General features: G+C 61.0%; 26 protein-coding genes. 18 read left to right on the top strand and 8 right to left on the bottom strand.

Translation table 11 applies throughout. The features are described from left to right. Positions 1 to 10 precede the first annotated feature (10 nt). The 3 genes from NFH98_RS20055 to NFH98_RS20045 all read left to right on the top strand — a co-directional run bounded on the left by NFH98_RS20055 (position 11) and on the right by NFH98_RS20045 (position 2,923). The gene (locus NFH98_RS20055) at positions 11 to 925 is read left to right on the top strand and encodes a cation diffusion facilitator family transporter (RefSeq protein ID WP_045993874.1); all 915 of its coding nucleotides are present in this window, start codon (positions 11 to 13) and stop codon (positions 923 to 925) included. Between the two features lie 139 nt (positions 926 to 1,064). Further along, positions 1,065 to 1,703 carry a DsbA family protein gene (locus tag NFH98_RS20050; protein ID WP_231498567.1) on the top strand — a complete coding sequence of 213 codons (639 nt, stop codon included), beginning with the start codon at positions 1,065 to 1,067 and terminating at the stop codon, positions 1,701 to 1,703. Beyond that, positions 1,700 to 2,923, top strand: coding sequence for a M23 family metallopeptidase (locus tag NFH98_RS20045; protein ID WP_197037084.1), 1,224 nt, complete (start codon positions 1,700 to 1,702; stop codon positions 2,921 to 2,923). The genes NFH98_RS20050 and NFH98_RS20045 overlap by 4 nt, the downstream gene beginning before the upstream one ends. A 306-nt stretch (positions 2,924 to 3,229) precedes the next feature. On the opposite strand, the gene NFH98_RS20040 is transcribed toward NFH98_RS20045, so the two are convergent. Next, the gene (locus tag NFH98_RS20040; RefSeq protein ID WP_045993872.1) at positions 3,230 to 3,688 is read right to left on the bottom strand and encodes a MerR family transcriptional regulator; all 459 of its coding nucleotides are present in this window, start codon (positions 3,686 to 3,688) and stop codon (positions 3,230 to 3,232) included. An 89-nt stretch (positions 3,689 to 3,777) separates the two neighbouring features. Between NFH98_RS20040 and NFH98_RS20035 the strand changes: the two genes are divergently transcribed. From NFH98_RS20035 to NFH98_RS20005, 7 genes are all read left to right on the top strand, one after another. Further along, entirely contained in the window at positions 3,778 to 5,976 is a 2,199-nt protein-coding gene (locus NFH98_RS20035) for a heavy metal translocating P-type ATPase (RefSeq protein ID WP_035470168.1), read from the top strand. Next, positions 5,973 to 6,476 (top strand): signal peptidase II, encoded by a 504-nt coding sequence (lspA, locus tag NFH98_RS20030; RefSeq protein ID WP_035470171.1) that lies wholly within the window; start codon positions 5,973 to 5,975, stop codon positions 6,474 to 6,476. Before NFH98_RS20035 ends, lspA begins: the two co-directional genes overlap by 4 nt. A 34-nt stretch (positions 6,477 to 6,510) precedes the next feature. Then, on the top strand, positions 6,511 to 7,983 hold the full coding sequence (lnt, locus tag NFH98_RS20025) for an apolipoprotein N-acyltransferase (RefSeq protein WP_157033094.1): 1,473 nt from the start codon (positions 6,511 to 6,513) through the stop codon (positions 7,981 to 7,983). Positions 7,984 to 8,081: 98 nt separating this feature from the next. Next, a complete protein-coding gene (locus tag NFH98_RS20020; protein ID WP_035470177.1) occupies positions 8,082 to 9,080 on the top strand; it encodes a L,D-transpeptidase family protein in 999 nt (332 codons plus the stop codon). Between the two features lie 313 nt (positions 9,081 to 9,393). Beyond that, the gene (locus NFH98_RS20015) at positions 9,394 to 10,167 is read left to right on the top strand and encodes a cytochrome c oxidase assembly protein (RefSeq protein WP_071211138.1); all 774 of its coding nucleotides are present in this window, start codon (positions 9,394 to 9,396) and stop codon (positions 10,165 to 10,167) included. Further along, the gene (locus NFH98_RS20010) at positions 10,145 to 10,609 is read left to right on the top strand and encodes a copper chaperone PCu(A)C (RefSeq protein ID WP_035470183.1); all 465 of its coding nucleotides are present in this window, start codon (positions 10,145 to 10,147) and stop codon (positions 10,607 to 10,609) included. Before NFH98_RS20015 ends, NFH98_RS20010 begins: the two co-directional genes overlap by 23 nt. Before the next feature lie 25 nt (positions 10,610 to 10,634). After that, positions 10,635 to 11,198 carry an SCO family protein gene (locus NFH98_RS20005; RefSeq protein ID WP_240184316.1) on the top strand — a complete coding sequence of 188 codons (564 nt, stop codon included), beginning with the start codon at positions 10,635 to 10,637 and terminating at the stop codon, positions 11,196 to 11,198. A gap of 173 nt (positions 11,199 to 11,371) precedes the next feature. On the opposite strand, the gene NFH98_RS20000 is transcribed toward NFH98_RS20005, so the two are convergent. Beyond that, a complete protein-coding gene (locus NFH98_RS20000) occupies positions 11,372 to 11,959 on the bottom strand; it encodes a hypothetical protein (protein WP_349623069.1) in 588 nt (195 codons plus the stop codon). Here NFH98_RS20000 and NFH98_RS19995 point away from each other — a divergent pair. Beyond that, positions 11,931 to 12,206, top strand: a complete 276-nt coding sequence (locus NFH98_RS19995) for a MerR family DNA-binding protein (RefSeq protein WP_502878755.1) — start codon at positions 11,931 to 11,933, stop codon at positions 12,204 to 12,206. The two genes, NFH98_RS20000 and NFH98_RS19995, sit on opposite strands and share 29 nt — an antisense overlap. 499 nt (positions 12,207 to 12,705) lie before the next feature. Then, positions 12,706 to 14,523: a hypothetical protein gene (locus NFH98_RS19990; RefSeq protein WP_253554685.1), complete on the top strand. Its 1,818-nt coding sequence runs from the start codon at positions 12,706 to 12,708 to the stop codon at positions 14,521 to 14,523. A gap of 122 nt (positions 14,524 to 14,645) precedes the next feature. On the opposite strand, the gene NFH98_RS19985 is transcribed toward NFH98_RS19990, so the two are convergent. Continuing rightward, entirely contained in the window at positions 14,646 to 14,813 is a 168-nt protein-coding gene (locus NFH98_RS19985; RefSeq protein WP_349623124.1) for a helix-turn-helix domain-containing protein, read from the bottom strand. Between the two features lie 216 nt (positions 14,814 to 15,029). After that, positions 15,030 to 15,725 carry a YagK/YfjJ domain-containing protein gene (locus NFH98_RS19980; RefSeq protein ID WP_035470195.1) on the bottom strand — a complete coding sequence of 232 codons (696 nt, stop codon included), beginning with the start codon at positions 15,723 to 15,725 and terminating at the stop codon, positions 15,030 to 15,032. 766 nt (positions 15,726 to 16,491) lie between these two features. Between NFH98_RS19980 and NFH98_RS19975 the strand changes: the two genes are divergently transcribed. The 5 genes from NFH98_RS19975 (at position 16,492) to NFH98_RS19955 (ending at position 19,634) form a co-directional block, all read left to right on the top strand. Further along, a complete protein-coding gene (locus tag NFH98_RS19975) occupies positions 16,492 to 16,824 on the top strand; it encodes a hypothetical protein (protein ID WP_035470198.1) in 333 nt (110 codons plus the stop codon). 138 nt (positions 16,825 to 16,962) lie between these two features. Continuing rightward, the gene (locus NFH98_RS19970) at positions 16,963 to 17,931 is read left to right on the top strand and encodes a DUF932 domain-containing protein (protein ID WP_035470200.1); all 969 of its coding nucleotides are present in this window, start codon (positions 16,963 to 16,965) and stop codon (positions 17,929 to 17,931) included. A 96-nt stretch (positions 17,932 to 18,027) separates the two neighbouring features. Next, the gene (locus tag NFH98_RS19965) at positions 18,028 to 18,213 is read left to right on the top strand and encodes a hypothetical protein (protein ID WP_035470203.1); all 186 of its coding nucleotides are present in this window, start codon (positions 18,028 to 18,030) and stop codon (positions 18,211 to 18,213) included. Positions 18,214 to 18,224: 11 nt separating this feature from the next. After that, entirely contained in the window at positions 18,225 to 18,962 is a 738-nt protein-coding gene (locus NFH98_RS19960) for an ERF family protein (RefSeq protein WP_035470206.1), read from the top strand. A gap of 60 nt (positions 18,963 to 19,022) precedes the next feature. Beyond that, positions 19,023 to 19,634 (top strand): lambda exonuclease family protein, encoded by a 612-nt coding sequence (locus NFH98_RS19955; protein ID WP_035470208.1) that lies wholly within the window; start codon positions 19,023 to 19,025, stop codon positions 19,632 to 19,634. A 213-nt stretch (positions 19,635 to 19,847) separates the two neighbouring features. On the opposite strand, the gene NFH98_RS19950 is transcribed toward NFH98_RS19955, so the two are convergent. From NFH98_RS19950 to NFH98_RS19940, 3 genes are all read right to left on the bottom strand, one after another. Then, positions 19,848 to 20,033 carry a helix-turn-helix transcriptional regulator gene (locus tag NFH98_RS19950; RefSeq protein WP_035414227.1) on the bottom strand — a complete coding sequence of 62 codons (186 nt, stop codon included), beginning with the start codon at positions 20,031 to 20,033 and terminating at the stop codon, positions 19,848 to 19,850. A gap of 61 nt (positions 20,034 to 20,094) precedes the next feature. Next, positions 20,095 to 21,315 (bottom strand): tyrosine-type recombinase/integrase, encoded by a 1,221-nt coding sequence (locus tag NFH98_RS19945; protein WP_152480003.1) that lies wholly within the window; start codon positions 21,313 to 21,315, stop codon positions 20,095 to 20,097. A gap of 375 nt (positions 21,316 to 21,690) precedes the next feature. Then, positions 21,691 to 22,554: a YicC/YloC family endoribonuclease gene (locus tag NFH98_RS19940; protein ID WP_108131998.1), complete on the bottom strand. Its 864-nt coding sequence runs from the start codon at positions 22,552 to 22,554 to the stop codon at positions 21,691 to 21,693. 223 nt (positions 22,555 to 22,777) lie between these two features. On the opposite strand from NFH98_RS19940, the gene rph reads away from it, so the two are divergent. Then, a complete protein-coding gene (rph, locus tag NFH98_RS19935) occupies positions 22,778 to 23,515 on the top strand; it encodes a ribonuclease PH (protein WP_045992108.1) in 738 nt (245 codons plus the stop codon). Positions 23,516 to 23,624: 109 nt separating this feature from the next. Here the strand turns inward: rph and NFH98_RS19930 are convergent, their stop codons facing one another. Next, the gene (locus NFH98_RS19930; RefSeq protein ID WP_045992107.1) at positions 23,625 to 24,392 is read right to left on the bottom strand and encodes an exodeoxyribonuclease III; all 768 of its coding nucleotides are present in this window, start codon (positions 24,390 to 24,392) and stop codon (positions 23,625 to 23,627) included. Positions 24,393 to 24,397: the final 5 nt, after the last annotated feature.

Here is a 24,397-nt window from a genome sequence, read left to right as displayed (position 1 = left end):
AGGATGACGCATGGGACATCATCACGATCATCCCCATCTTGCCCCCACCTCTGGTGACCGTCGGGTGAGTATCGCCATCTGGGCCAACGGGATATTGACCCTTGCCCAGATCGTTGGGGGCATTCTGGCGGGAAGCCTCTCGCTGATCGCGGATGCGCTGCACAATTTTTCCGACATGGCTGCGCTTGTCATTGCGTTTGCTGCCCGCAAGATCGCGAGACGACCGCCCGACTCACAGATGACGTTTGGCTATGGCCGAATCGAGGTTGTCGCAGCGCTGATCAACTACACCACCCTCATTATCGTTGGCATTTATCTAATTTACGAAGGCTTCATGCGCATGATCGACCCGCCAGAGATTCAGGGCTGGATAGTCGTTATCATTGGCATTGTCGCTCTTCTTGTCGATGCGCTAACGGCCTTGCTCACCTGGTCGATGCAAAAACATAGCGTCAATATCCGCGCCCTCTTCCTGCACAACCTGTCTGATGCCTTTGCGTCCATCGCCGTGATCATCGGGGGCTCACTGATTCTGCTGTATGACATGCGTTGGGTAGACCCCGCGATTACGATCGGTATTGCACTCTATATTCTCTATCTTGCCTTTACGGAGATAGGTACCCCTATCCGGACACTGATGCTGGGCTCGCCACCCGATGTCGATGGTCAATCCGTCATTGATCTCCTGCGCAGCGTCGAAGGGGTTGAGGATGTGCATCATGTTCACCTATGGCAAATGCAGGAGAATACCGCCGCGCTTGACTGCCACGTGGTGACGACGGAAGCCGGCTGGCAGCAGCTCGAGGCGATCAAGGCGGATATCAAAGCTCAGCTGAAAGCGCGCTTTGGCATTGGCCACTCCAGCTTGGAATTCGAGCATATTGATTATGCACATCAGGATGCCAACCTTTATGGGCATGGATAACACGCCACTATTCGCCGACTTAGGCACCCAACAGCGGCTGAGCTCCACTCAGCAGTATCCTGAGCTTTTTTAAACCTAACTCTTTGAAGTTGAGAGAAAAATGTACAAAAAGGCGACGTTTATCCTGGCCGGAGCGTTGATGCTGACGGCCATCATCGTGATCGTGTCGAGGCCCTCGTTGTTGGGCATGGGCGCCGAGACGGCGAGCCGAGAGGGTGCACAGGCCGAGAATTCGCTGGTGCGCGCGCACTCGCCGGTCCTAGGATCGGAAGAGGCACCGGTGACGGTCGTGGAGTTCTTCGACCCGGCCTGTGAGGCCTGCCGTGCCTTCTATCCGCTGACCAAACGCATCCTGGAAGCCTACCCCGAGAAGGTGCGGCTGGTGGTGCGCTACACCCCCTTCCACGGAGACGTATCCGAAACCGCCATTCGCGTGCTCGAAGTGGCCAGGCGCCAGGATGCCTTCCAACCGGTGCTGGAGGCGCTGCTGGCTCGGCAGAGCCAGTGGGCGGCTCATGGCAGTGTCGATGAGGAAGCGATCATGGAGATCGCCAGCGAGGCCGGACTGAACAGAGCCACAGCCGAAGAGCAGCTCAATTCACCAGAGGTACAGGCGGTCTTCGACCAGGACAAGGCTGACGTCGAGGCCAACCAGATCAGCAAGACGCCGACCTTCTTCGTCAATGGCGAGCTGTTGGACCCCTTCGGCATGCAGGAGCTGGTCGACGCCGTTAACCGTGAGGTAGCCGAGGTCTCCGGCGAAGGGGATGCATCATGACACGACGCTGGTTGCTAGCGGGACTGATGGTCCTGAGCCCCGTGTTGGCTGAAGCCCGTTGGCAAGAGCGTGCCGGATTATCACCGGCCAAGCCGGTATCGGCCAGGGCACAAGGTCGCGTCGCCCAAGAGCTCACTGTGGCACCAGGGGATACCCTGGACGCACTGCTGCAGCAGCTTGGCGTGGATGCCGAGATGCGCACCCAAGCGGCGACCTCGCTGGCGAACAGGTTCGACCCGAGACGATTGCTGCCCGGAGATCGTATCACTTTCACCTCTATGGCGACGGGACAGCCGGTGTCGGTGGCCATCGAGCGTGACTCGGGTATTCAGTACGTCGTCACCCTGGGTGAGCGTCCGTCGACGCGCATTGTCCAGCCTCGCCTCGACACCCTGACCTTGGGTCGTGAAGTAGATGTCAAGACGTCACTCTATGCCGCCTTGGAGGCTGAGGAGATACCCAGGCGTTTCGCAGCAGAGCTTGACATGCTGCTGGGCGGACTCATGGACACACGCCGTGATATCGCGGGGGGCGAGCGCCTGCAATTACTGTGGGAAGAAGATCGCCGTGAGGATGGCACTCGAGTCGGGCCTCCCCGTCTGACCTATATGAGGTTGGTTGACCAGGGGGAGCGGCTGGAGGTGCTGTGGCCGGCGGACCAGAGAACCACCGTGATGCTATTTAAAAATGGTAGCCTCTTGGACTCCTTGCAGATTCCGGTTCTCGGCGCACGCCTGACATCTCCCTTCGGCAACCGGCGCCATCCCGTATCCGGAGAGGTCCGACGTCATGACGGTATCGATCTTGCCGCGCCTCGCGGCACCCCGGTCATGGCCACCGCACGGGGGCGCATTTCCTTCATCGGTCGCCGGGGCGGTTATGGTCGTGTCGTCGAGATAGAGCACGAGACGGGCACCATCAGTCGCTATACGCACCTCAGCCGGTTCGTCGCCAGGCTGGCGGTCGGGGACTCCATCAAAGCCGGCGAAAAACTGGGTGAGGTAGGGGCCTCCGGACTCGCCACGGGGCCCAACCTGCACTACGAGGTGAGAGTGGATGACCGCCCCGTGGATCCTCTCGAGGAAGGGCAGCTCATCCTTCTGAGTGAGTCACCCACACGCCAGGAGTATCGCAGCGCACTTTTCGAGGCTCGGACACGTCTGCAAAAAAACATTGGAACGTCCGCTGCTCCCGATCTGGCCGCATTGGACAATCGATAAGCCACCAGGCGGGCTTGCGATGCAACCCGCCTCGGTGGGCACGATCTGCCTATCGTCATGAGACCCTACCGCCTCAGCGGCAATCGCTTCACCCGGGAAGGGGTTATGGAAGGTATCTCGACAGTCACGCTGGGTTTTTAGGCAGCCTCACCGCCGGCGTGATGGTGTATGTCATTGGCCATGAGATCACTCCCGAGACCATCGCAGCGGTCACCAGAACAAGGCGACCCTGGGAGTCTCAATGGAGCATGGTGATCATGCTGCTCCTGAATGTCTCAACTAGGGCACGCTGGGACGCGCAGGAGGTTACCCAAAGTCGTGAGCGCCTTTGTGGGCTGTCTCACTGATACACAGCTGGTGATCACTCAGCACCTCGATGATCCGGCAGCTTTCGACTTTCCCCCCATCACACTGGCTCACCATCCGCCTGAGCTCGTCACGCAGTGCCGAGAGCCGCTGCAGACGTGTCTCCACTTCCTCCAGGTGATGCTTGGCAACGGCATCGACCTCCTGACAGGACATGTCGGGCTGGTCGGACATCGCCAGTAGCTCACGTACCGCATCCACCGAGAAGCCGAAGTCCCGGGCATGGCGAATGAAGGTCAGCCGTCTGACGGCGCGCTCGTCGTAGCGACGCTGACCCCCTTCAGTCCGTAAGGTGTTTTCCAGCAGCTCGATGCGCTCATAGTAACGCACCGTTTCAGGCTGGCAGCCGGTACGGCGAGCCAACTCCCCGATACCGATGGCATGGCTAATCTCCGGCATCCTGATGCTCCTCTTGCATGACTTGAACCTGTAGTTGCTACAGGGATTATGCTTCCGGACAAGATTAAGACATTCGGAGAGGCAGCGCCATGACCGAACCAACGCAAGGCACCATCCCGTCGACGCTGACACTGCAGGTGGAAGGCATGGACTGCGGCGGCTGCGAGCGCAAGGTAGAGGCCGCTCTGGGCCGCCTGGAGGGCATCGGGGAGGTGTCGGCCAGTTCGGTCACCGGATCGGTGAGGATTCACCCTCAACAGGATACGACGCCTTCTCATGAGGCGATCGAGCGGATCCTTAACGAGCTCGGCTACCAGCTTGCCACCGATGATGAGGGAGATGAGGCGGATGCCGCTCCGGCCTCTTGGTGGCAGACCGCCAAGGGACGCTTGGTGCTCGTCACGGGGGGGCTGCTGGCTCTGGCCTTCGTTCTCCGCCTGGTCTGGCCTAGCCTAGGCAACTGGCCCTTCGTAGCGGCCACCCTGGTGGGGTTGGTGCCCATTGCACAAGGCGCCTGGGGTGCGCTGAAGATGCGCAACCCCTTCACCATCGAGATGCTGATGAGCATCGCCGCCTTGGGGGCCCTGGCCATCAATGCCGCCGCCGAAGCGGCGGTGGTGGTCTTCCTGTTCGCCGTAGGCGAGTTGCTGGAGGGGGTGGCCGCGTCGAGGGCGCGACGCAGCATCTCGGCCCTGGCGGACCTGACGCCGTCCACGGCGAGGCTGATGGAGGATGGGGATACCCGTGAGGTCTCGGCCGCCTCGCTCACGCCTGGGCAGCGAGTCCTGGTGCGACCGGGCGACCGCGTGCCCTGCGATGGACGTATTCTGACCGGCGAATCCGACCTGGATGAGTCACCGATCAACGGGGAGTCGGTGCCCCGCACGCGGGCGCCGGGGGACGACGTCTTTGCCGGCACGGTCAACCTCGATGCCGCCCTGGAGGTGGAGGTAACCCGCGGCGCCGAGGACAACACCATCGCACGGGTCATCCGCCTGGTGGAGGAGGCCCAGGCCGCCAAGGCGCCGGTGGCACGTTTCATCGACCGCTTCGCTCGCTACTACATGCCGGCGGTGGTGGGGCTCGCCCTGCTGATGGCGGTGGTGCCGCCGCTGGTCTCGACCATGGCCTGGTCGGAATCGATCTATCGCGCCCTGGCCCTGCTGTTGATCGCCTGTCCCTGTGCTCTGGTGATCTCAACCCCCGCGGCGATCGCTGCCGGCCTCTCGGCGGGCGCCCGGCGGGGCCTGCTGATCAAGGGCGGCGCGGTGCTCGAACAGCTGGGTAAGCTGCGGACGGTGGCGCTGGACAAGACCGGCACCCTCACCGCCGGCACCCCCAAGGTCACCGACGTGGAGGACTGGGCCACTGGCCAGGGCACGCAAGAGATCCTGAGGCTGGCGGCTGGGATGGAACGTGACTCCAGCCACCCCATCGCCACGGCCATCCTCGCCCACGCTGAGCAGTTGGGCCTTTCCCTTCCACTGGCGAGTGAGAGCCGCGCCCTGTCGGGCCGAGGGGTCTCCGGTCGGGTCGAGGGGCGTGAGTTGAGCCTGATCACCCCCCGCCACCTGGCAGAGCAGGCCGCCCTCGATCACGATCTGACCGCTCGGATCGCCGAGCTGGAACACGCCGGCAAGACTCTCGCCGTGCTGGTCGAAGGCGAGCGCCCGCTGGGCCTGATCGCCGTGCGCGATGAACCTCGCGACGATGCCCGGGAGGGGCTGACGGCGCTGTCGCGCCTGGGCGTGCAGGCGGTGATGCTCAGCGGTGACAATGCGCGTACCGTCGCGGCCATCGGTGACAGCCTGGGCATCGAGGCACATGGCGAGCTGATGCCCGAGGAAAAGGCCCAGCGCGTTCGTGACTGGCAGGCCGCCGGCCGAGGCCCAGTCGGCAAGGTGGGCGACGGTATCAACGATGCGCCGGCGCTGGCCGCGGCAGAGGTGGGCATCGCCATGGGCGGCGGCACGGATGTGGCACTGGAAACCGCGGATGCGGCGCTGCTCAAGAACCGCGTCGGCGGCATCGCCGAGCTGATCGCCCTGTCCCGGGCCACGCTGCGCAACGTCAAGACCAACGTCGCCCTGGCGCTGGGCCTGAAGGCCATCTTCCTGGTGACCACGGCGCTGGGCATCACCGGCATGTGGATCGCGGTGATGGCGGATACCGGCGCCACCGTGCTGGTGACCCTGAACGCCATGCGGCTGCTGGGCTATCGCTTCTCGCCAGGCAATAATGCCACGACTGGCTCGGCAAGCCCGCGCTACCAGGAAGCCACGTCATGAGGACAGAGCGGATACCGACAGTGCCGCGCCGCTGGTACTGGTTGGCATTGGCCGTTATGGTCGGCCTGGCCGACCAGGCCATCAAGGGGCTGGTGCAGGCGCTGATGCCGTATGGCCAGACCATCCCGCTAGCCCCGTTCTTCAATTGGGGCCACTGGTGGAACACGGGAGCGGCCTTCAGCTTCCTCGCCGATGCAGGCGGCTGGCAGCGCTATCTCTTCTTGGGCCTGACGGGGATGGTGACTATTGTCCTGACGATCCTGCTGTGCAGGCCCAGGCCCCGTCTGGAGGCGCTGGGGTACAGCTTGATGCTGGGTGGCGCGCTGGGCAATGGCATCGACCGCCTGGTACGAGGGTATGTCGTAGACTACCTGGACGTCTACTGGCATGAGTGGCACTGGCCCGCCTTCAACCTGGCGGATATCGCCCTGTTCCTGGGTGTCATCGCCTTTGCGATTGCGGCCTTACGTGAGCGTCCCTCCCCCAGAGCGTCTGAGTAACGGCATGGATGCAGAGAACCTGCTAGTCCGGTACATGACGCTTGCCGGCCGGATCTCTCCGGCCCTCGGCTGTTTCCTGGCCCTGACCGCCGGGGGACTGACCACTCTCAGCGCCGCGCCCTTTGCGCTGTGGTGGCTGGGCCCGGTGGCGGTGGCACTGGTCTATTCCGGCATCCATGTCCTGACACCCGCTCAGGCCGGCCTCCGCGGCTGGTGCTATGGGGTGGGCCTGTTCGGCTCCGGTGCCTCCTGGGTCTTCGTCGCGATCCACAACTACGGCTATACGGGGGCGCCCCTGGCGCTCTTCCTCACCGGCCTGTTCGTGGCCAGCCTGGCGCTGTTCTTCGCCGTCCCCTTCTGGCTCTATCGCCGCGTCACGGGCCCACGCCTGGCCTTCCTCAGCTTCGCCGGCATCTGGGTACTCAGCGAGTGGCTGCGCACCTGGCTGTTTACCGGGTTTCCCTGGCTGCTGCTGGGCACGTCCCAGGTAGACTCGCCGCTGGCGGCCTGGGCCCCGGTGGGCGGGGTCTATCTGCTGTCGCTGATCACCGCCCTGACCGGCACCCTGGGCGTGGAACTGCTGAGACGACGCTGGTGGGCCGCGGCGCCCATCGCTGTTCTCTGGCTAGCCCCGATGGCCTTGCCGACCCAGTGGACCTTCCCGGCCGGCGAGCCGCTGCGGGTCGCCCTGCTGCAGGGCAACCTGGATCAGGCGATCAAGTGGACTCCCGAGGGGCAGCGCGAGGCGGCCAGTATCTATACGGCGTTGACCCTTGCACAGTCCAACGACCTCGACCTGGTTGTCTGGCCCGAGGCGGCCCTGCCGATGCTCGAGGAGGAGGCCCGGCCAATACTGGAGCGGGTGCAGTCCAACCTCGCCCCCGACACCGCCTTGCTCACCGGCATCCTGCAGCGCGACGGCGGCGACTACTACAACGGCGTGATCGGCCTGGGTAACGCCGAGGGAAAGTACCGTAAGGCGCGCCTGGTGCCCTTCGGCGAGTACCTGCCGTTGGAGAGCCTGCTCGCCGGCACCATCGCCTTCTTCGACCTGCCCATGCCCACCATGACGCCTGGCACCGACGATCAGGAACCGCTGCGCGCCGCCGGAACCACCATCGGTAACGCCATCTGCTACGAGATCATCTATGCCGACCGGGTGGCCGAGCAGGCGCGCGACGCCGAGCTGCTGCTGACGGTCTCCAACGACACCTGGTTCGGACGCTCCATCGGCCCCCTGCAGCATCTGCAGATGGCCCGCCTGCGCGCCCTGGAGAACGGCCGCTATCTGATCCGCGCCACCAGCAACGGGGTGACCGCCATCGTCGATACTCAGGGCCGTGTCACGGCCCGCGCACCACAGTTCCTGGCGACGAGCCTCCGCGGCGAGGCGCTGCCCATGGTGGGGAACACACCGTTCACACGTACCGGTAGCTGGCCGACCTGGGTGTTGGCCGCCTTACTGGTGCTGCTTGGATGGAAACTCAACACACGTCGGTCTGGATGATAATAGTCCAGTCGAAAAGGGAGAGAATAATGGCTTTATCGGAACGTCACTCTAGTACAGCGAGGAAAGGTCCATGGTGGCAGCTCCGAGCACGCTCAGTGGTGGGGGTGCTGGTCGGTTGGCTGGCACTCATTAGCGTTGCTCAGGCCGAAGAGGAGAACGAGTGGCCCCGCGGCCACTATCCGCTGCCTGAGGAAGGCAATGTGATCGGCGACACCTACCGCATAACTGTGGATGATCGAGGAGATACCCTGCTCGATATCGCCAGGCGACACAACCTGGGGTACAGGGAGATCGTGCGCGCCAATCCGGATGTGAGTCTCTGGATTCCCGGCGAGGGTACCGAGGTGACCATACCCGGGCGCTTCATCCTGCCCGATGCTGAGCGCACCGGGATCGTCATCAACATCGCCGAGCTGCGCCTCTACTACTATCCGGAGGTTGACGATGGTGAAACGCCACGCGTTGAGACCTATCCCATCGGCATCGGTCGTGAAGGCTTCGGTACCCCCCTCGGTGTCACCGAAACCACCATGAATATCGAGAACCCTGCCTGGTACCCACCCGAGTCGGTCCAGCGTGAAGCCAGGGCACGCGGTGAGAAGGCGCCCAGCGTGGTGCCTCCGGGTCCGGATAATCCACTGGGGGATCATGCCATTATCCTGGGTTTCGACGGTTACTTGATTCATGGCACCAACCAGCCGGATGGTATCGGCATGCGTGCCAGCCGTGGCTGTATTCGCATGTTCCCTGAGGACATCGAGTCGATTTTCGACCGCGTGCCACCGAACACCCAGGTCCAAATCGTCAACCAACCCATCAAGATCGGCTGGGAGGAAGAGCAGCCGCTGGTTCAGGCATTCCCGCCGCTGGAAGAAGAAGGGCACAGCATGTCCGCGTTGGAAGACACCGTCACACGCCTCAACCAACGCGGTGTCGAGGGCTTGAGCTTCGATGATGGACAGCTTCGCGGCCTATTGGATGACCCCAGCGGTCGCATGGTGTCCCTGAACCCCAAGCCGGCGCCGGAACCGGATAGAAAGCACGACACTGGCTACAAGGGTATCTACGCAGAAATCGCGCTGCGTAGGCCATGACGACGACATGGCGAGTCTTGTCAGTCTCGTGAGCTGACTCGGTCGTGGCTTATCCAAGGTCTATCGCCCTCTGCATGGCCACTGGCGGTGCGTTGGGGCTCGGCCTTCCTCGCCTACCAGGCACCGAGGTGCGGGCTCTGGCTTTGCCTGCGTTTATAGGCCCACCTTGCCGCATGGTGCGGCGGGCTCCTAAGCTCACCATTGGCGTGCCGATTCTGGGGAGGGAAGGGCTATCGAGCTCGACGTCGCTCTGGGCTACCTGCTGCCGTGGGAGTTCTCACTGACCTGGTCGGCGAGCTGCCTGCTGGCCATCGTGCTCTACCTGCGAGGCCTGCGGCAGCGCAGACGGCGCGGCGAGGCCACCGGCGCGGGCCGAATCCTGGCCTACCTGCTGGGTGTCGCCACCATCTATGGCGTCACCCAGACTCATTACGACTACCTCGCCCAGTACATGTTCTTTACCCATCGGGCCCAGCACCTGGTGCTGCATCACGCCGGCCCCCTCCTGATCGCCCTGGCCGCCCCCTTGCCGGTACTGGCAGACGGCTTGCCGACTCGAATCAGACCCTTCCCCGGGTGGAGCCTGGCCGCGCGCCTGCTGCGTCCTGTTTATCGGACTCTGCAGCATCCACTGATCGCCCCCCTACTGTTCGTCGGGCTGATCTATTTCTGGCTGATTCCCGAGATCCACTTCGACGCCATGCTCAGCGCTGATCTCTATCAGGTGATGAACTGGAGCATGGCGCTGGATGGGTTGCTGTTCTGGTGGCTGATCCTGGATCGCCGCTCGCCGCAACAAGGCGGTCTCGGCTATGGCAAGCGTGTCGCCATCCTGTTGGCGGTGATCCCCCCGCAAATTCTCCTGGGCGCCTATATCACCTTCAGTCGCGACGTGATCTTCGATGTCTACGAGGTTTGCGGTCGCGCCTGGCCGCTGGATCCTCTGACTGACCAACTCCTCGGCGGCCTGCTGACCTGGATTCCCGCCTCGATGATGAGTGCCATTGGGGTTCTGATCATTCTCAGCTTTCTGTTCCGTGACGCCCGCAAGGAGGATGCCGCTGATGTCTCTCACGCCACACGCTAGTCTGCCGCGCCTGGCGAAACGCTGGTGCTGGGCCTTCCTGCTGCTGATCGCGACGCCCGGCACGGTGGCTGCTGCCGAACTGCAGGTCAGCGAGGCGCGTCTTCGGCTTCTGCCCGGGGACCTGCCCGCGGCAGGCTATTTCACCCTCACGAATACCAGTGAGAAGGGCGTCACCCTGACAGGAGCGGATAGCCCCGCTTTCGGCAATGTCACCATGCATCGCACTGTCAATCAGGATGGCATCACCAGTATGCAACCCGTCGCCCAATTAGAACTGGCAGCGGGGGAGCAGATCGAGTTCGCACCGGGGGGCTATCATCTCATGCTCATGAAACGGACTCGCCCCCTCGTTGTTAGTGACGACATCGAGGTGAACCTTCATTTCGCCGGCGAGCAGCGACAGCGTGTCACCTTCCGCGCCGTGGCGCCGACAGCACAGTAGGGGGAGCAGGATGCACCGATGGATCATGGCACTATTCGTGACCCTATGGCTTGCGGGCTGCAGCGAGCCGCCTTGGCAGACCAAGGATATCTCGGGGCTCATGCCTCCCCTGGCGTTCGAGCTTGTCGACGAGAACGGCAAAGACGTCAACGCCGATCAGTTCCTCGGCAAGAGCACACTGCTGTTCTTCGGCTTCACTCACTGCCCCGATGTCTGTCCCACCACCCTCGCGCGCCTCGACGCCGCCACCCAACGCATGGATGAGGCGGCGCGCGACGACATTCAGGTGCTCTTCGTCTCGGTCGACCCTCGTCGCGATGACGCCGAGACGTTGCGAGAGTACACGGATGCCTTCGGCCCCCAGTTCATCGGCCTCACGGGGGATAAAGCGGCCCTCGATGAACTGACACGCCGCTATCGGGTGACCTACGGGTATGGCGAAGAGGACAGCGAAGGCAACTATGATGTGTCGCACTCCAGCGCTGTTTTCGCCTTCAATGATCAGGGAGAGGCGCGCCTGCTGATCCGCGACAGCGATCCTATGGAGGCCGTGGTTGCCGACCTCGAAAGGCTTGCCAGCGGTGCCTGAGTAGTCACTGTCCATCGCCCCTATCTTCCGTAGAGGATCGGTACGGTTCAGGGGGCTGCCGAGGGGGGCTTGGCTAGGAGTACGGTGCAAGGTTCGTCGTTGCGCCTTGAGGCAGCCGAACACCACGTTCGATCACATTTTACTCCTGGAAATTGGATGGGGAGCTGCAAGGGCTATGTGTGAGAGGGCTCCGGGATCAACTTGCCTGGCACCCATCTCAGGTACACCACCATGCCGAACAGCTCGACCAGCGACTGGAAGACGATGACCACCACGGCGGCTTGCCAGGCATCGGGCAGCGTCAGGGCGATGGGTAGCACCACGAAGGAGTTGCGTGTGCCGAAGCTGAAGGTCAGAGTCCTGGCTGATGGCGCGGAGAGCCGGAAGAGCTTGCCGAGGGTCTTGCCCAGGATGGCGGCAAAGGCCAGGTAGGCGACGAAGATCGGCAGCACTTGCAGCAAGACCCCGCCGAGGCCGGCCACGGTCGTCACCTGGGAGGCCGCGATGACAAAGACCACCAGTGCCAGCAGGGGTACGGGCAGTAGGCCCAGGCCATGAACCCACCGTCTGGCATTGAGGTGACGCTCGGCCAGCCGCTCGGTCACCCAGGCCAGGGCCAAGGGGGTGAGAATCAATCCCGCGAAGGCGCTGAGGAGGTGGGTGCTGATCGCTGCCTGGAACCACTCCGCGCCCAGAAAGAGCCAGAGATAGACCGGTAAAGCCAGCAACTGCATGAGCAACAGCGCCGACGTGGCGCGCATGAAATTCGTGAAAGCGGTGCAGCGGCTGGGATTCAGCCTGGACGAGATCGGGCAGCTACTGGCTCTGGAGGATGGTGCTCATTGCAGCGAGGCGGCGGAACTAGCGTCACAGCGACTTGACGACGTGCGCGCCAGGCTGGCTGATCTGACCCGCATCGAGGCGGCCTTATCCCGGCTGGTCGATGAATGCCATGTGCATCAAAGAAAGGTGTCGTGCCCGTTGATCGCTGCCCTGCATGACTGGTAGGTCATGACGGGGCTCGTCAATGTGGTGCTGCCAGCTTCTGGCATTCCATGCAGCCATCTGTTGAAACTGACAGTCTCGAAGAACTCCGACATGCGGTGCAGCGAAGACCTTGACAGCTGTTGGCGGCCAGCCGGTCGTCCATGATGGAGTTGATACGGCTGTTGGGTGGAAATTTCATGCGTGGCCGCCGTGGTCAGTGGGCTGTGGGTAGAGACGGCGACGTTATCGCGCCATGCCGCTCTGTGCGGCGTTTATGCCGCTACCTGATGATTTCGTATCTCACGGTATAAAAGCGGCCCGGGGCCGCTGTGCGCCATTTGTAAGGCAGGGGGTGGTGATCGAGACGACAAGTCGCCTCTACTGTCTCGGCCATGTAGCCGCCTGGCTTAAGAAGCCTGAGGTATCACAGCTAACGAGGGGGATCGGGAAGAGCGGATGTCAGAGGTCCGTGTGATAGGCTTTGCGAGATATTCGATGGCGAAAAGGCACGAGGTAGGGAATGACGGATCATGGTCAGGATAACCACGAGTCTCATCCAGTGGGACACGAGGTAGCCAATACCAAGCACCGGCGGCAGAGGTTTGGCCTGAGTGAGCATTGGCGTGAGCAAGCTCGGAAGGTGGCTTCTGGTGAGCTTGATGATGCCGCAGAGACTTCGCCTACGCCCGATACAGGACCCTCTTCCTCATTTCCCAATGCATCACACGATGATGAGCCACCGGCCACTTTAAAGTCCCTCTTTAGTGACCCCGATCTCCAAGCTGCGCTCAATGCTCCTTGGCCTTCCTGGCCGGCAGCGCCTGATTTGAGCAGTGAATCTGGTGCTGGGGGCATGGGGTTATTTGGAGCGCGCCAAGCGCCAAAGCAATCTCGTCACGATAGACAAGTAGCCGATGTCATGTCCATGCTTCAAGGACAGTTTTATCTCACTACTAATGAGTCGAGAAGCCCACTGCTGACTGATAAGTTTACGGGCGAGACTTTGCCACATTTGGACCCAAAGATCCTTGAGAGGCTGAAGGGAGAGTATTGGAGAACCTCCATAGGAAGGCAGCAGGATGTCTCCTATGGTGTCATCAGGTCTGCCATCAGCAATTTTGTTTATGGTGCTATCCCCGAGGCTGTTCTACCGGTTTACGGTCGTGCAGGCGTTGACTTGAACAGTGGTCGACGTGCGCTGATCTTGGGGAATCAATGCTTGATTTTTTCACCGGGCTTATCGAGCTATGAGATACGGACTGGGATTCCCCATGTCATGCCTCGAGAAAGCTTGCCGGTGTGTGTTCCTGATAACGTTGGGAATGTGCTTCCTCAATCGATATCTACTTTATTCGATGTCACTTCGCTGCCGAAAGATAGTGACCTGTTGGTGATTGCCTGGATGGTCATGGCCTGGCGCTCAGATAGTGCGCCCGTGTTGCTTGAGTTGTTAGGTGAGCCTACTCCTGAGCTGATCGATTCACAGAAGATGCTGAAGACGGTCATAGACCCGGCGAGTAGTCTGTTTGAGATCGAGGTTCCCAAGTCGATAAAGCAAGTGGATATTCGGGCGCAGTGCCATTACCTGATGAGTTTCCATCGAGTGGATTCGCTGTCCAAAACACAGCAGAAAGGCTTGCTTTCGATCATGCAGGGAAAGGCAATGGAGTGGCGCACGAAAACGAAGCGTTCTGGGGTAGATCTTTCCGTCCGTTGTGCGGTCATGCTGAATAGCAGCGAGAGTGTAGTGACCTATGCACCGCTATCCGACGCTACCTTGAGCATAGAGCTGGATGATGCAGGAGGGGGCAAATCTCAAAATGCTGTGGAGGATCGCAGCATGGCGGAGAGAACCATCATTCATGGCCTTCTCCAAATATTTGGCTATGTTAACCAGTTCTGGAGCCATGTTGAAAATGATCGACAATGCGACCGCTATGGTGGTTTGCGAGACCTATGCCGGATAGGTGTACTGGTGGCTGATGCTTTGGGTCGAGATACTGCCGAATTCTGGCAACAACTTGATGCCAACCAGCAAAGTCGTCGCGATTATGAGCTGGAGGAAAATCCTGTCGCGATGGCCGTGAAGCGTCTCATCGATGCGTCGGAAGATGGACGGATAGAGGCCACGGTCAAGGATTGGCTTGTGCTGCTCGATGGGTATCGCCCTGAGCCTGATCCTTCAGGTTCCTGGCCTGTCACGTCCCGAGGGTTGGCGGCCAAGTTCAAGCAGAGCAGGGCCTTGCTTGCGACGTTCGGGGTTCAGCTTGTCCCTCTCGAGAAACGTGGCCCCTATGGGCGCTGGCGTGCCTCATGCGATGCCTCTCGCCAGAAGTAGCGATGGGCTGCCTAGAGCGTGCAAACTGGTATTGGGTTAGACATTGTGACTTATAAATCTAAAAAAACATGAAAATCGACATCCTGCGGCGCTCATGTTGTACGATAATCCATCGCAATGTCTCAATCTCCATCGCTTTGGTGGGTCTCTACCCACTGTCTGAGCAGGGCATGGCCAACCCCCGAGGGCAGTCGTCGCCCCTGCTCCCACTCCTGCAAGGTTCGCACGCTGACTCCCAGATCGGCCGCCAGCGCTGTCTGGCTCATGCCACGAATCCGGCGTAGGGCCATGACGTCACGTAGCAGTCGACGGGTCGGTTCCTTGCGTTCCATCCTGGCGAGGCGACGATCTCCCCAGGGATCGTGGGATGACGATTCTTCTTGGCTGCCACGGGTGTTGTGAGGGAACGAGAGGGAGGGAAACATCGAAGTCGGAAACATTGCAGGCACCATGTTGAGAGAGGTAGGACGGGTCCGCCTAGGACGGACCCATACCATGTCACTCAATCACCAAAGACGACTGCCATCGAAGACATGCGCCCTCTGGCCGAACGGTTTACTGAAGGCCTTGCACAGATAGCTGGCCATGAATACCGCCTCATTCATGGCTATCCAGTCATCCCGATGCAGGGCGCAGGACCAGGGCTCTTTTGTGACCGGGTCTTTGCAGACATGGATCAGCTGATGGAAGCGTGGATCGTCATGATCGAACCCCATTGCCTTCAACCAGGAACGCATCATGCGGTGGTAGAGGTTGTTGAATGAGTAGACCCCGAACCAATCTGGACCGAACGCCCCCAGGCTGTCGTAGGCGTTCCTGTTGAGCATGATCATCAGGTGGTAGTGCGGCTTGTCGCTGTTGACCTGCTCGCGTGCCCACAGGTAGTGCAGCTGGGTCGGGTACTTGGTTTGCCTCCGCTTGAGCTCGTAGCGGAAGAAGTAGAAGAACCGTGCCAGCACGGCGTTGGTCTCATGCATCGGCAGACGCGGCATCTCATCCGGGAAGTGGAGATCCACGCGAAAGATGAAGGTGGAATGGTTGATCCGTGTCACGGCGTCAAGGGTCTGCAAGGACCGTTCCAGGTAGTTCACGACCAGTGGGCCATCTGTCCAATGCTGGACGTCAAAGCCTCGATAGATGTCTTCGTAGTGAAGGCGCAGCTTGTCGTTAAGCGGATGGCAGAGGGGGTGATGTTGAAACATGAGGAGATACCTCGCTGTGGGAATGGTGAAAGATTCCGCAGCGATGGTCTTGTCGATCGATAGGAGGATAATAGGAAGCGGTATGTACTGACCTTGATGTGATGCTGTCGCTCACTTGAACTTCATCATCAGGCGTTTTCCAGTCGCCTGTGAGGTCAATCCCTAGAAGGTCATGTTGGGTGATGGTTTCATTGGGAGTGGTCTGTATGGGACCACTCCTCGGATGATCCTTCATGATCCTGGATGGGCTTTCACAAGTGAGCCCATCATGACCTAGTGACCTATCCCTGTAGACCCTGTTAGGAGTCTAGTGAATCTCCCTATAATACTTACCCGTCAGTGACGCATGTCGGAACCCCAGGGAAACGCTATCCCTGGACATGCCAATCGCCCCAGTTTTCTGGCGAATGAGGTGTCACTAACTTTCTCGGGAAATTCCGTTATCGATCCGTACAAGACACCGCGACGCGATGACGTCACGGTTTCGCTGCATCCCATCTCACAGCGCTGTAAAATATTACGTCGTCCTGGCTTGTCATCCTGGGAAACATCGGACGGATGTTCTGAAACATGCTCAGGAAGCCGACGGAGGCCGGAAAACCCGGCTTTTTCCCGTAGCTGACGTATACCTCGATGATGTTGCGGGTGTGTCGCCCAGGATCTTGCCCGTTGTCGATTCAATCGAATTTCAAACCTGTACTACCTCCTTGAAGCCCCAGACGGGTGGCTTCGTTCTCATGTCTTTTTCGATGGAAGAGGTAATGTCATGTCCATGTCTTGTCCCAGCTGTGGCGCGTTGCGGGTCGTGTCGCGCCATCGCGGGCGGAAGGTAGGAGGCTCCACGGGGGCGGTGGCCGGTACCGCCAGTGGGGCGGCCGGCGCCTGGAGTGGCGCCGAGGCCGGAGCCCTGGTGGGCGCAGTAGGCGGTCCGGTCGGGATCGCTGTCGGCAGTATCGCCGGAGCCGTCTTTGGTGGATTGGTCGGTGGCACGGCAGGCGGTGTCGCTGGGGCACGGCTGGGTAGTCAGCTGGATGATCAGGTGCTCGACAATCTCGAGTGCCGTGCCTGCGGCCACACCTTTCGTCCCCATATCGATTGACCCCTAAAGATCCGTCTCACGAGTCCATCGCTGCTCAGCGATGATCCCGCGACTCCCTTTATCAACATGCTCACGGTCGGCCTGCTTCCTTGGGGAGCGGGCTGTTATGCAGTGCTCGACTCTCAAGGAGCTTTCCCCATGGCACACCTGATCGAACAAATGGCCTACGTTGGCGATACCCCCTGGCATGGCCTGGGCCAGCAGCTGTCTCGTCATCAGCCGCTGGAAGTCTGGCGACAGCAGGCCGGCATGGACTGGCACATCGAGGAATCCCTGGTGCGCTTCATTGCCGACGGCGCTGGCCACCTGGGCAGCATCCATTCCTTCCCCGAGCAGAAAGTGCTCTACCGCTCCGATACCAAGGATCCACTGTCGGTGGTCTCCCAGCGTTACAAGGTGGTGCAACCGGAGGAGGTGTTGGAGTTCTACCGTGATCTCACGGAATACGCGGGATACGAATTGGAGACGGCCGGGGTGCTCAAGGGTGGCCGCAAGTTCTGGGCCCTGGCGCGCAGCGGCCTGGGCGGGGCATTGAAGGGCCAGGATCAGGTCAACGACTACCTGCTGCTGGCCACTTCCTGCGACGGCTCGTTGGCCACCGTCGCCACCCCGACGTCCGTGCGGGTGGTCTGCAACAACACCCTGACCATCGCGGTGGATGGCACCTCCCAGGGCGTGAAAGTGCCACATAGCACCGAGTTTCGCCCTCAGCTGGTCAAGCAGCAGCTGGGGATCTCCGTGTCCCAGTGGGACGACTTCATGTACCGCTTGAAGACCCTGGCTGAGCGCAAGGTCAGCCAGGAGGAAGCGAGAACCTACTTCCAGTCGGTGGTCTGCAACGCCGAGGCGCCGATGGACGATCCGTCCAAGCTGCCCAACGTTCGCGCCCTCAATCGCGTCCAGAAGCTCTATCAGGGTGAGGGGCGCGGCTCTCAGCTGTGCACGGCGCAAGGCACCGCCTGGGGCTTACTCAATGCGGTCACCGAGTACGTGGATCACGAGAAGCGCGCCCGCAGCAACGACTACCGCATGGACTCCGCCTGGTTCGGCCAGGGCGCCGGCCTCAAGGACAAGGCGCTGGAGTCTGCCCTTGCGCTGGTGGGCTGATCATCACTCAGCAAAACATCCACCCAGCCTTTCCCTCATCGCGGCAGAGCGCCCGGCCCCTTCAAAGGCCGGGCGCTACTGTTTCAGGAGATACCAATGCAATCGCCCATGACGTTCGAGATATGCCGGGCCCTGACCCAGCTGACCCGTCAGCTGCTGGAGGCCGGCGAACAGGCAACCGAAACCCACGTTCTGGCCAAGGGGCAGGTCTATCGCGTGGCCGTGTCCCTGGAGCCGGTCCCGATCGAGCAGCTCCCTGACGTCATCCAACGCTATCGATAACGGAGGCCATCATGGCAACCCCTATTCATCCCAAGACCGCCAACCAGGCACCGGTCGCACAGGCCACCCAGGACAGCACCGCGATCATCCAGGTGATCGAGCGGGCCGCACTCAATCCCGAGGTCGACATCGACAAGATGGAGCGTCTGCTCCAGATGCAGGAGCGTGTGCTCGACCGCCAGGCGCTGATGGCCTACAGCGCCGCGATGGCGGCCATGCAGACCGAACTGCCGAGCATCGCCGAGCGTGGCAAGACCAACAACGGTCACTACGCCACCTTGGAGGACATCGTCGATACCGTGCGCCCGATCATGAAAAAGTACGGCTTCGCGGTGAGCTTCCGCATTCAGACCCAGGAACGCGGCATCCAGGTCACCGGCGTGCTGATGCACCAGGACGGCCATCGGGAAGAGACCAGCATGCTGTTGCCGGCCGATACCAGCGGCAGCAAGAACGCCGTTCAGGCCTTCGGCTCCTCTACCAGCTACGGCAAGCGCTACGTGCTCTGCGCACTGCTCAACATCACCACCCGCGGCCAGGACGACAACGGTCAGGCCGCCGCCCCGGTCAAACTCGTCACCCCTTTCCAGGCCGGGCAGATCCGGCAGCTGATCGCCGCCTGTCCTCCTGCGACCCAGGAGTGGTTCGTCGGCAAGTACGGCGACGCTGAGCAGGTGCCGCGCGGCGACTTCGACAGATTGCGTGCCTCCCTGCAGAAGCGGGCGCAGCCCAACCATCAACATCACTGATCGGGCGGCGAAGGGACCTCCCCTCGCGGCCTATGCCGTGTCATCGAGAAGGAGAACGTCATGCAGATACTGGCGCTGGACCAGGGCACGCCCGAGTGGCATGCCGCCCGTCTGGGTATCGTCACCATGTCCGAGCTGAAGACTCTGCTGGTCAAGGGCAAGGGACCGGGCGGCTTCGGTGCCGGGGCCCTCAGCTACATGCATCAACTGATCGGAGAGCGCATCACCGGCGAGCCGTCCGATGCCTTTCAGGGCAATGCCCACACCCAGCGCGGCCATGAGCTGGAGCCCGTGGCCCGGGAGCTCTATCACGAGGCCACCGGTCTGCCCCGCCTGGCGCAGGTCGGCATCATCCTCAACCACGGTGTGGGCTATTCGCCGGACTGCCTGGTGGATACCAATGGCTTGGTGGAGATCAAGACCAAGCTGCCCAAGTACCAGATCGAGCTGCTGCTGGCCGACGAGCTACCTCAAGAGCACGTCGCTCAGTGCCAGGGCGGCCTGTGGGTCAGCGAGCGGGAATGGATCGACTTCGTTAGCTACTGGCCGGGGATGCCGCTGTTCGTGAAGCGGGCCTACCGGGACGAGGTGATGATTCGCACCATCGCCGAGCGGGTCGAGGCCTTCTACGAGGAGCTTGATCGTCGCATGGCCATGGTCATGGCGGCCTGATGCCTGATGAAAACCTGGTGGATTTACACGCCTAGTGGTTGGCAGTGAGGAGGTGGTGTCCTTCGCTGAGAGGGGATGCCTTTGAAAAAATAACATGATAATGCCGACACAGCTTCCTGCTTAGGAAGCTGTGTCGGCTGGTGGAGCGGTATTTTTTTAGTCGGCGGGAATGTTGCGGCTAGGTGGAATGACGAGCGTGTTTTTTTACCCTATTTATGCAAGGTCTCTTTCGGCTATTTTTTCTAGGATCCAGTCCTGAATTTCTTCCTCTACCCAGGCGACATTTCTTTCTCCCAAGGATACTGGTTTTGGGAATCTTTCTTCGGAAATGTATTTGTAAATGGTGGAGCGTGCAAGACCTGTAAGGCTGGTGACATCTTTAAGCTTGATTAGTCTCATGGCGCTTTCTCCAGAATTGGCTCATGAGATGTTGTTGGTGTGTAGAAATTTACGTTGTGAGTTAGGGCAGATTTATTGCAGGGCCAAGAAGGTTTGCGACCTTGATAATCGCTTCTTTTCGCTCGTCGAAGTAGTCGTAACGGTCGTAGATGCCTTCGACGCCCTTGAGCTTGTGATTCAAGCAACGCTCCGCGACATGCCCCGGTACACCAACCGCAGCGAGTAAGCTGCGGCAGGTGCGGCGCAGATCATGCACAGTAAACTCGGTGATATCGCCCATCCGGTTCTCTGGTTGCGGCTTCTTGCCAGGCTCCTTGCCAAATAGCTTGGCAATGGCACGATTCAGCGTGTCTTTGCCCATGTGGGCCCGCTTACTGCTGCGGCGATTAGGAAAGACATAGTCCGAGCCGCAGGCACGGATCTTGAGCTCTTCCAGCCAGCCGATGGTTTGCGGTGGGAGGGGAATGACGATCCCGGCGCCTGTCTTGCTGCGCTCACCGCTCAGGTTCCACCGGCCGTTCTTCAGGTCGAATTCTGACCACTGGGCTTCGGTAAGTTCGGTCTTACGTACTCCCAGGACGAGCAGTAGCGCGCAGGCGAGGTAGTTGTCGCGGCTGAAGCTGTCGCTATTGTCTCTGAATGCTTGGAAAACGTTGCGAATCTCATCGAGGCTCAAAACCCTATCGCGGCTTTTCTCAATACCGCCTGCGTCGTTGACGTTGAAGGCTGATGCTGGGTTGTAAGTTAAAATTCCCAGTTTTATGGCGTGGTTGAACATCTGTTTAAGATACATCAGTGTGTCATTAGCTATTGTCGGCCTACCACTATTTGTTACTCGTCTAATTATTTCACGGATATCAATTGGAGTGACAGCATCCAGCGATCTACCCCCGATGAGGGGCGCCACTTCTTTTTTGTATATCCGCTTTGGAATAGCTGGGTGCTTGAGTCTTCTCTCTAGCTCCGGGTACCAGTCAGCAAACAGGTCCTCCACTGTCCTGATCAAGGCTTGGCTATCGCGTTTGCGTTCCTCGATGGGGTCAAGGCCTTTGCGGATAGACTTCTGGTTTTCAACCGCTTTCGTCCGAGCCTCGGCGAGAGAGAGGTGGGCATGTTTGCCCAGTGTCATCTCACGCCGCTTGCCAAACAGCGTGTATCGCAACATCCAGTAAGGAGTTCCTTTCCTCGGTATCATCAGGTACAGGCCGTTGCCGTCGCTGTAGCGCCCTGCTTTACCCTCCTTGACAAGCGACTGGCTCTTCTTGGCGGTAAGGCTTCCCATTATTTCCTCTCGTCCCCCGTGGAAAATAAAACAAACGACCGTTTGATAGCTGCTCGGGCTAGGCTTGGGCTAGATAGGCGGCTCAATGTCATATGAGCTCGTCACTGGCGCCCAGTGGGCCTTTTTGCAACGGCATTTAGAGTGCCAGCGGGCACCTCCCCCACTTTCTCCCGGTCATGCACTCGGATCGACATGGTTGGGGAGTATCTTCAAGGGTATGTGTCTGAGGGAGGAGAGGCAATGCTTTTTCTCCCCGGTTTACTCCCCGATATGATCTGGATTTCCGGGGATGCTGGTGGGTCTTGGTGGATTTCTTATGTCTTTGTTTCTTTGAAAAACAGTAGTTTAATGGTTTTTGATGGCCTTTGGTGGATGCTACTCGATGTTCTGAATCTGCTCGCGCATCTGCTCGATCAGTACCTTCAATTCCACCGCGCAGCGCGTGGTGTCGGCGACCACGGACTTGGACGACAGGGTGTTGGCCTCGCGGTTCAGCTCCTGCATCAGGAAGTCCAGGCGACGGCCGATGGGGCCTTTCTGCTTAAGCTGGCGGCCGACTTCGGTGACGTGGGTGTCGAGGCGGTCGAGCTCTTCGGCGACGTCGGCCTTCTGGGCCATCAGCACCACCTCGGCCTCGAGCCGGTGGGGGTCGAGCTCGACATTGAGGTTGGCGAGCTTCTCCTCGAGCTGGGTGCGCTGACGTTCGAGGATCTGCGGCATCCTTTCGCGTACCTCGGCCACCAGCTCATGGATGGCCGCCAGACGCTCCTCGATCAGCGCCTTGAGCTGCTCGCCTTCCCGGGCTCGGCCTTCCACCAGGTCATTCAGGGCCTGCTTGAACATCTGGTTGGCGGCTTGCTTGACCGCGTCCAGATCGAGGCCTCCGCCTTCGAGCACCCCAGGATGGCCGAGCATGGCCAGGGCGTCGGGCATGTGCACCTCGGGCAGGGTGGCGCGTACCTCGGCCAGGGCCGATGACAGGGCGGCGAGGCGCTCATGGTTGACGCTCAGGCTGTCGCTCTTGTCGCTGGCATCGAAGCGCAGGGTGCACTCGATCTTGCCCCGTGCCAGGCGCTTGCGCAGGGCATCGCGGAAGCCGGGTTCCAGGTCACGCAGGGCCTCGGGCAGACGGAAGTGCGGCTCCAGGTAGCGCTGGTTCACGCTGCGCAGCTCGAGCTGCAGGCTGCCCCAGTCGGCCTCGAGGTCCTGGCGCGAAAAGGCGGTCATGCTGTGAACCATGGCGGGTCTCCTGGCGATTTCCTGGCGAATTCCTGGCGTCGGGCGCGGTGGTGTCGCAAGGCCGTCGAGGGTGGGCTCGACACCGGTGAGCGCAGTGTACCCGATTCATCGGTCAAGGCGTGTAGAATGGGCGGCCTTCGTTTTCCATTCCATGATCGACGTCGTCCCCTTCGCTGCGCCAGGCGATGCCGCGGCAAGAGGCGTGTCGACCAAGAGAGGTGCCATGTCCACGGACATCCGTCGTCCCAGCGGACGCGCTTTTGACCAGACCCGCGAGATTCGTCTCACCCGTGACTACACCCGCCACGCCGAAGGCTCGGTGCTGGTCGAGTTTGGTGACACCAAGGTGCTGTGCAACGCCAGCGTCGAGGCCGGCGTGCCGCGCTGGTTGCGGGGCAAGAAGCAGGGCTGGGTCACCGCCGAGTACGGCATGCTGCCGAGGGCGACCCACTCGCGCAGCGGGCGCGAGGCGTCACGCGGCAAGCAGGGCGGCCGCACCCTGGAGATCCAGCGTCTGATCGGGCGTTCGCTGCGTGCGGCGGTGAACCTGAAGAAGCTTGGCGAGTTCACTATCACCGTGGACTGCGACGTGATCCAGGCCGATGGTGGCACGCGTACGGCTTCGATTACCGGGGGCTGCGTGGCGCTGATCGACGCCATCCGCTACCTGCAGCGCGAGAAGCTGATCAAGACCGACCCCTTTTCGCAGCTGGTAAGCTCAGTATCGGTGGGGCTCTATCGCGGTCAGCCGGTGGTGGATCTCGACTACCCGGAAGACTCCAGCGCCGATACCGACATGAACGTGGTGCTGAGCGAATCCGGCGAGCTGATCGAGGTCCAGGGCACCGCGGAGTCCGGCACCTTCACCCGTGGTCAGCTCAACGCCATGCTGGATCTGGCCGAAAAGGCCGGGAACGAGCTGTTCGAGCACCAGCGTGAGGCGCTCGGCAATCGCGCCTGAGCGGTCGCCGTGACGAGATGAGTCGCATGAACGAAGGCGCCGGCCCCCTGAGGGGCCGGCGCTTTCGTGTCCGGCCCCGGACCCGGGCCAGACGGCGACGAAGGGAGGCTTACAGTTGCAGGTCGTACTCGACGATCAGCGGCGCGAACTCCGAGAAGGTGGCGTCGTAGTCGATCCAGGCGTCGGTGATATGGCGACGGAAGTTCGGCCCGACGATCTGGTAGTCCAGGCGCCAGCCCTCCTGACGGGAGCGCGGCTGATCCTGGTCCAGCGCCGGCCACCAGGTGTACTCGTCACCGTCGCGGTTGATCTCGCGGAAGGTGTCGATGAAGCCGGTGGGACCGAACACCTGGTCCATCCAGGCGCGCTCTTCGGCCTTGAAGCCGGGCGTCGTCTGGTTGTCGGCCCAGTTGGCCAGATCGATGGTCTTGTGGGCGATGTGCCAGGTGCCGCAGATGATGTACTCGCGGCGCTTGCGAGCCATCTTCGACAGGTACTCCTGGTACTGGGCCATGAACGCCTGCTTGGCGTCAGGATCGCTGCCGTCGGGCATCAGGAAGCTGGCGATCGAGAAGCGATCGTAGTCGGCCTGCAGAAAGCGTCCTTCATGGTCGCACTGGGGGAAGCCCAGGCCGTACATGATGGCCTTGGGGATCTTGCGGCAGTAGAGGCCGACCCCTGAGAAACCGTCCTGTTCGGCGTCGAGGAAGTAACCCTCGTAGCCCTCAGGATAAAGAATGCTGTCGTCCAGCTCGAAGCTTTTGGCCTTGATGTTCTGGACGCAGACAACGTCGGCGTCCTGGTTGGCGAGCCAGTCGAGAAAGCCTCGACCGACGGCCTCGCGGATGCCGTTTACATTGATGGTGGCGATTTTCATACGTG

The sequence above is a fragment of the Halomonas sp. H33-56 genome (assembly GCF_040147035.1).
Lineage (GTDB): Bacteria > Pseudomonadota > Gammaproteobacteria > Pseudomonadales > Halomonadaceae > Halomonas > Halomonas litopenaei.
The sequence above is the reverse complement of the archived record's forward strand: the minus strand, read 5'-3'. Positions and strand labels throughout refer to the sequence as shown.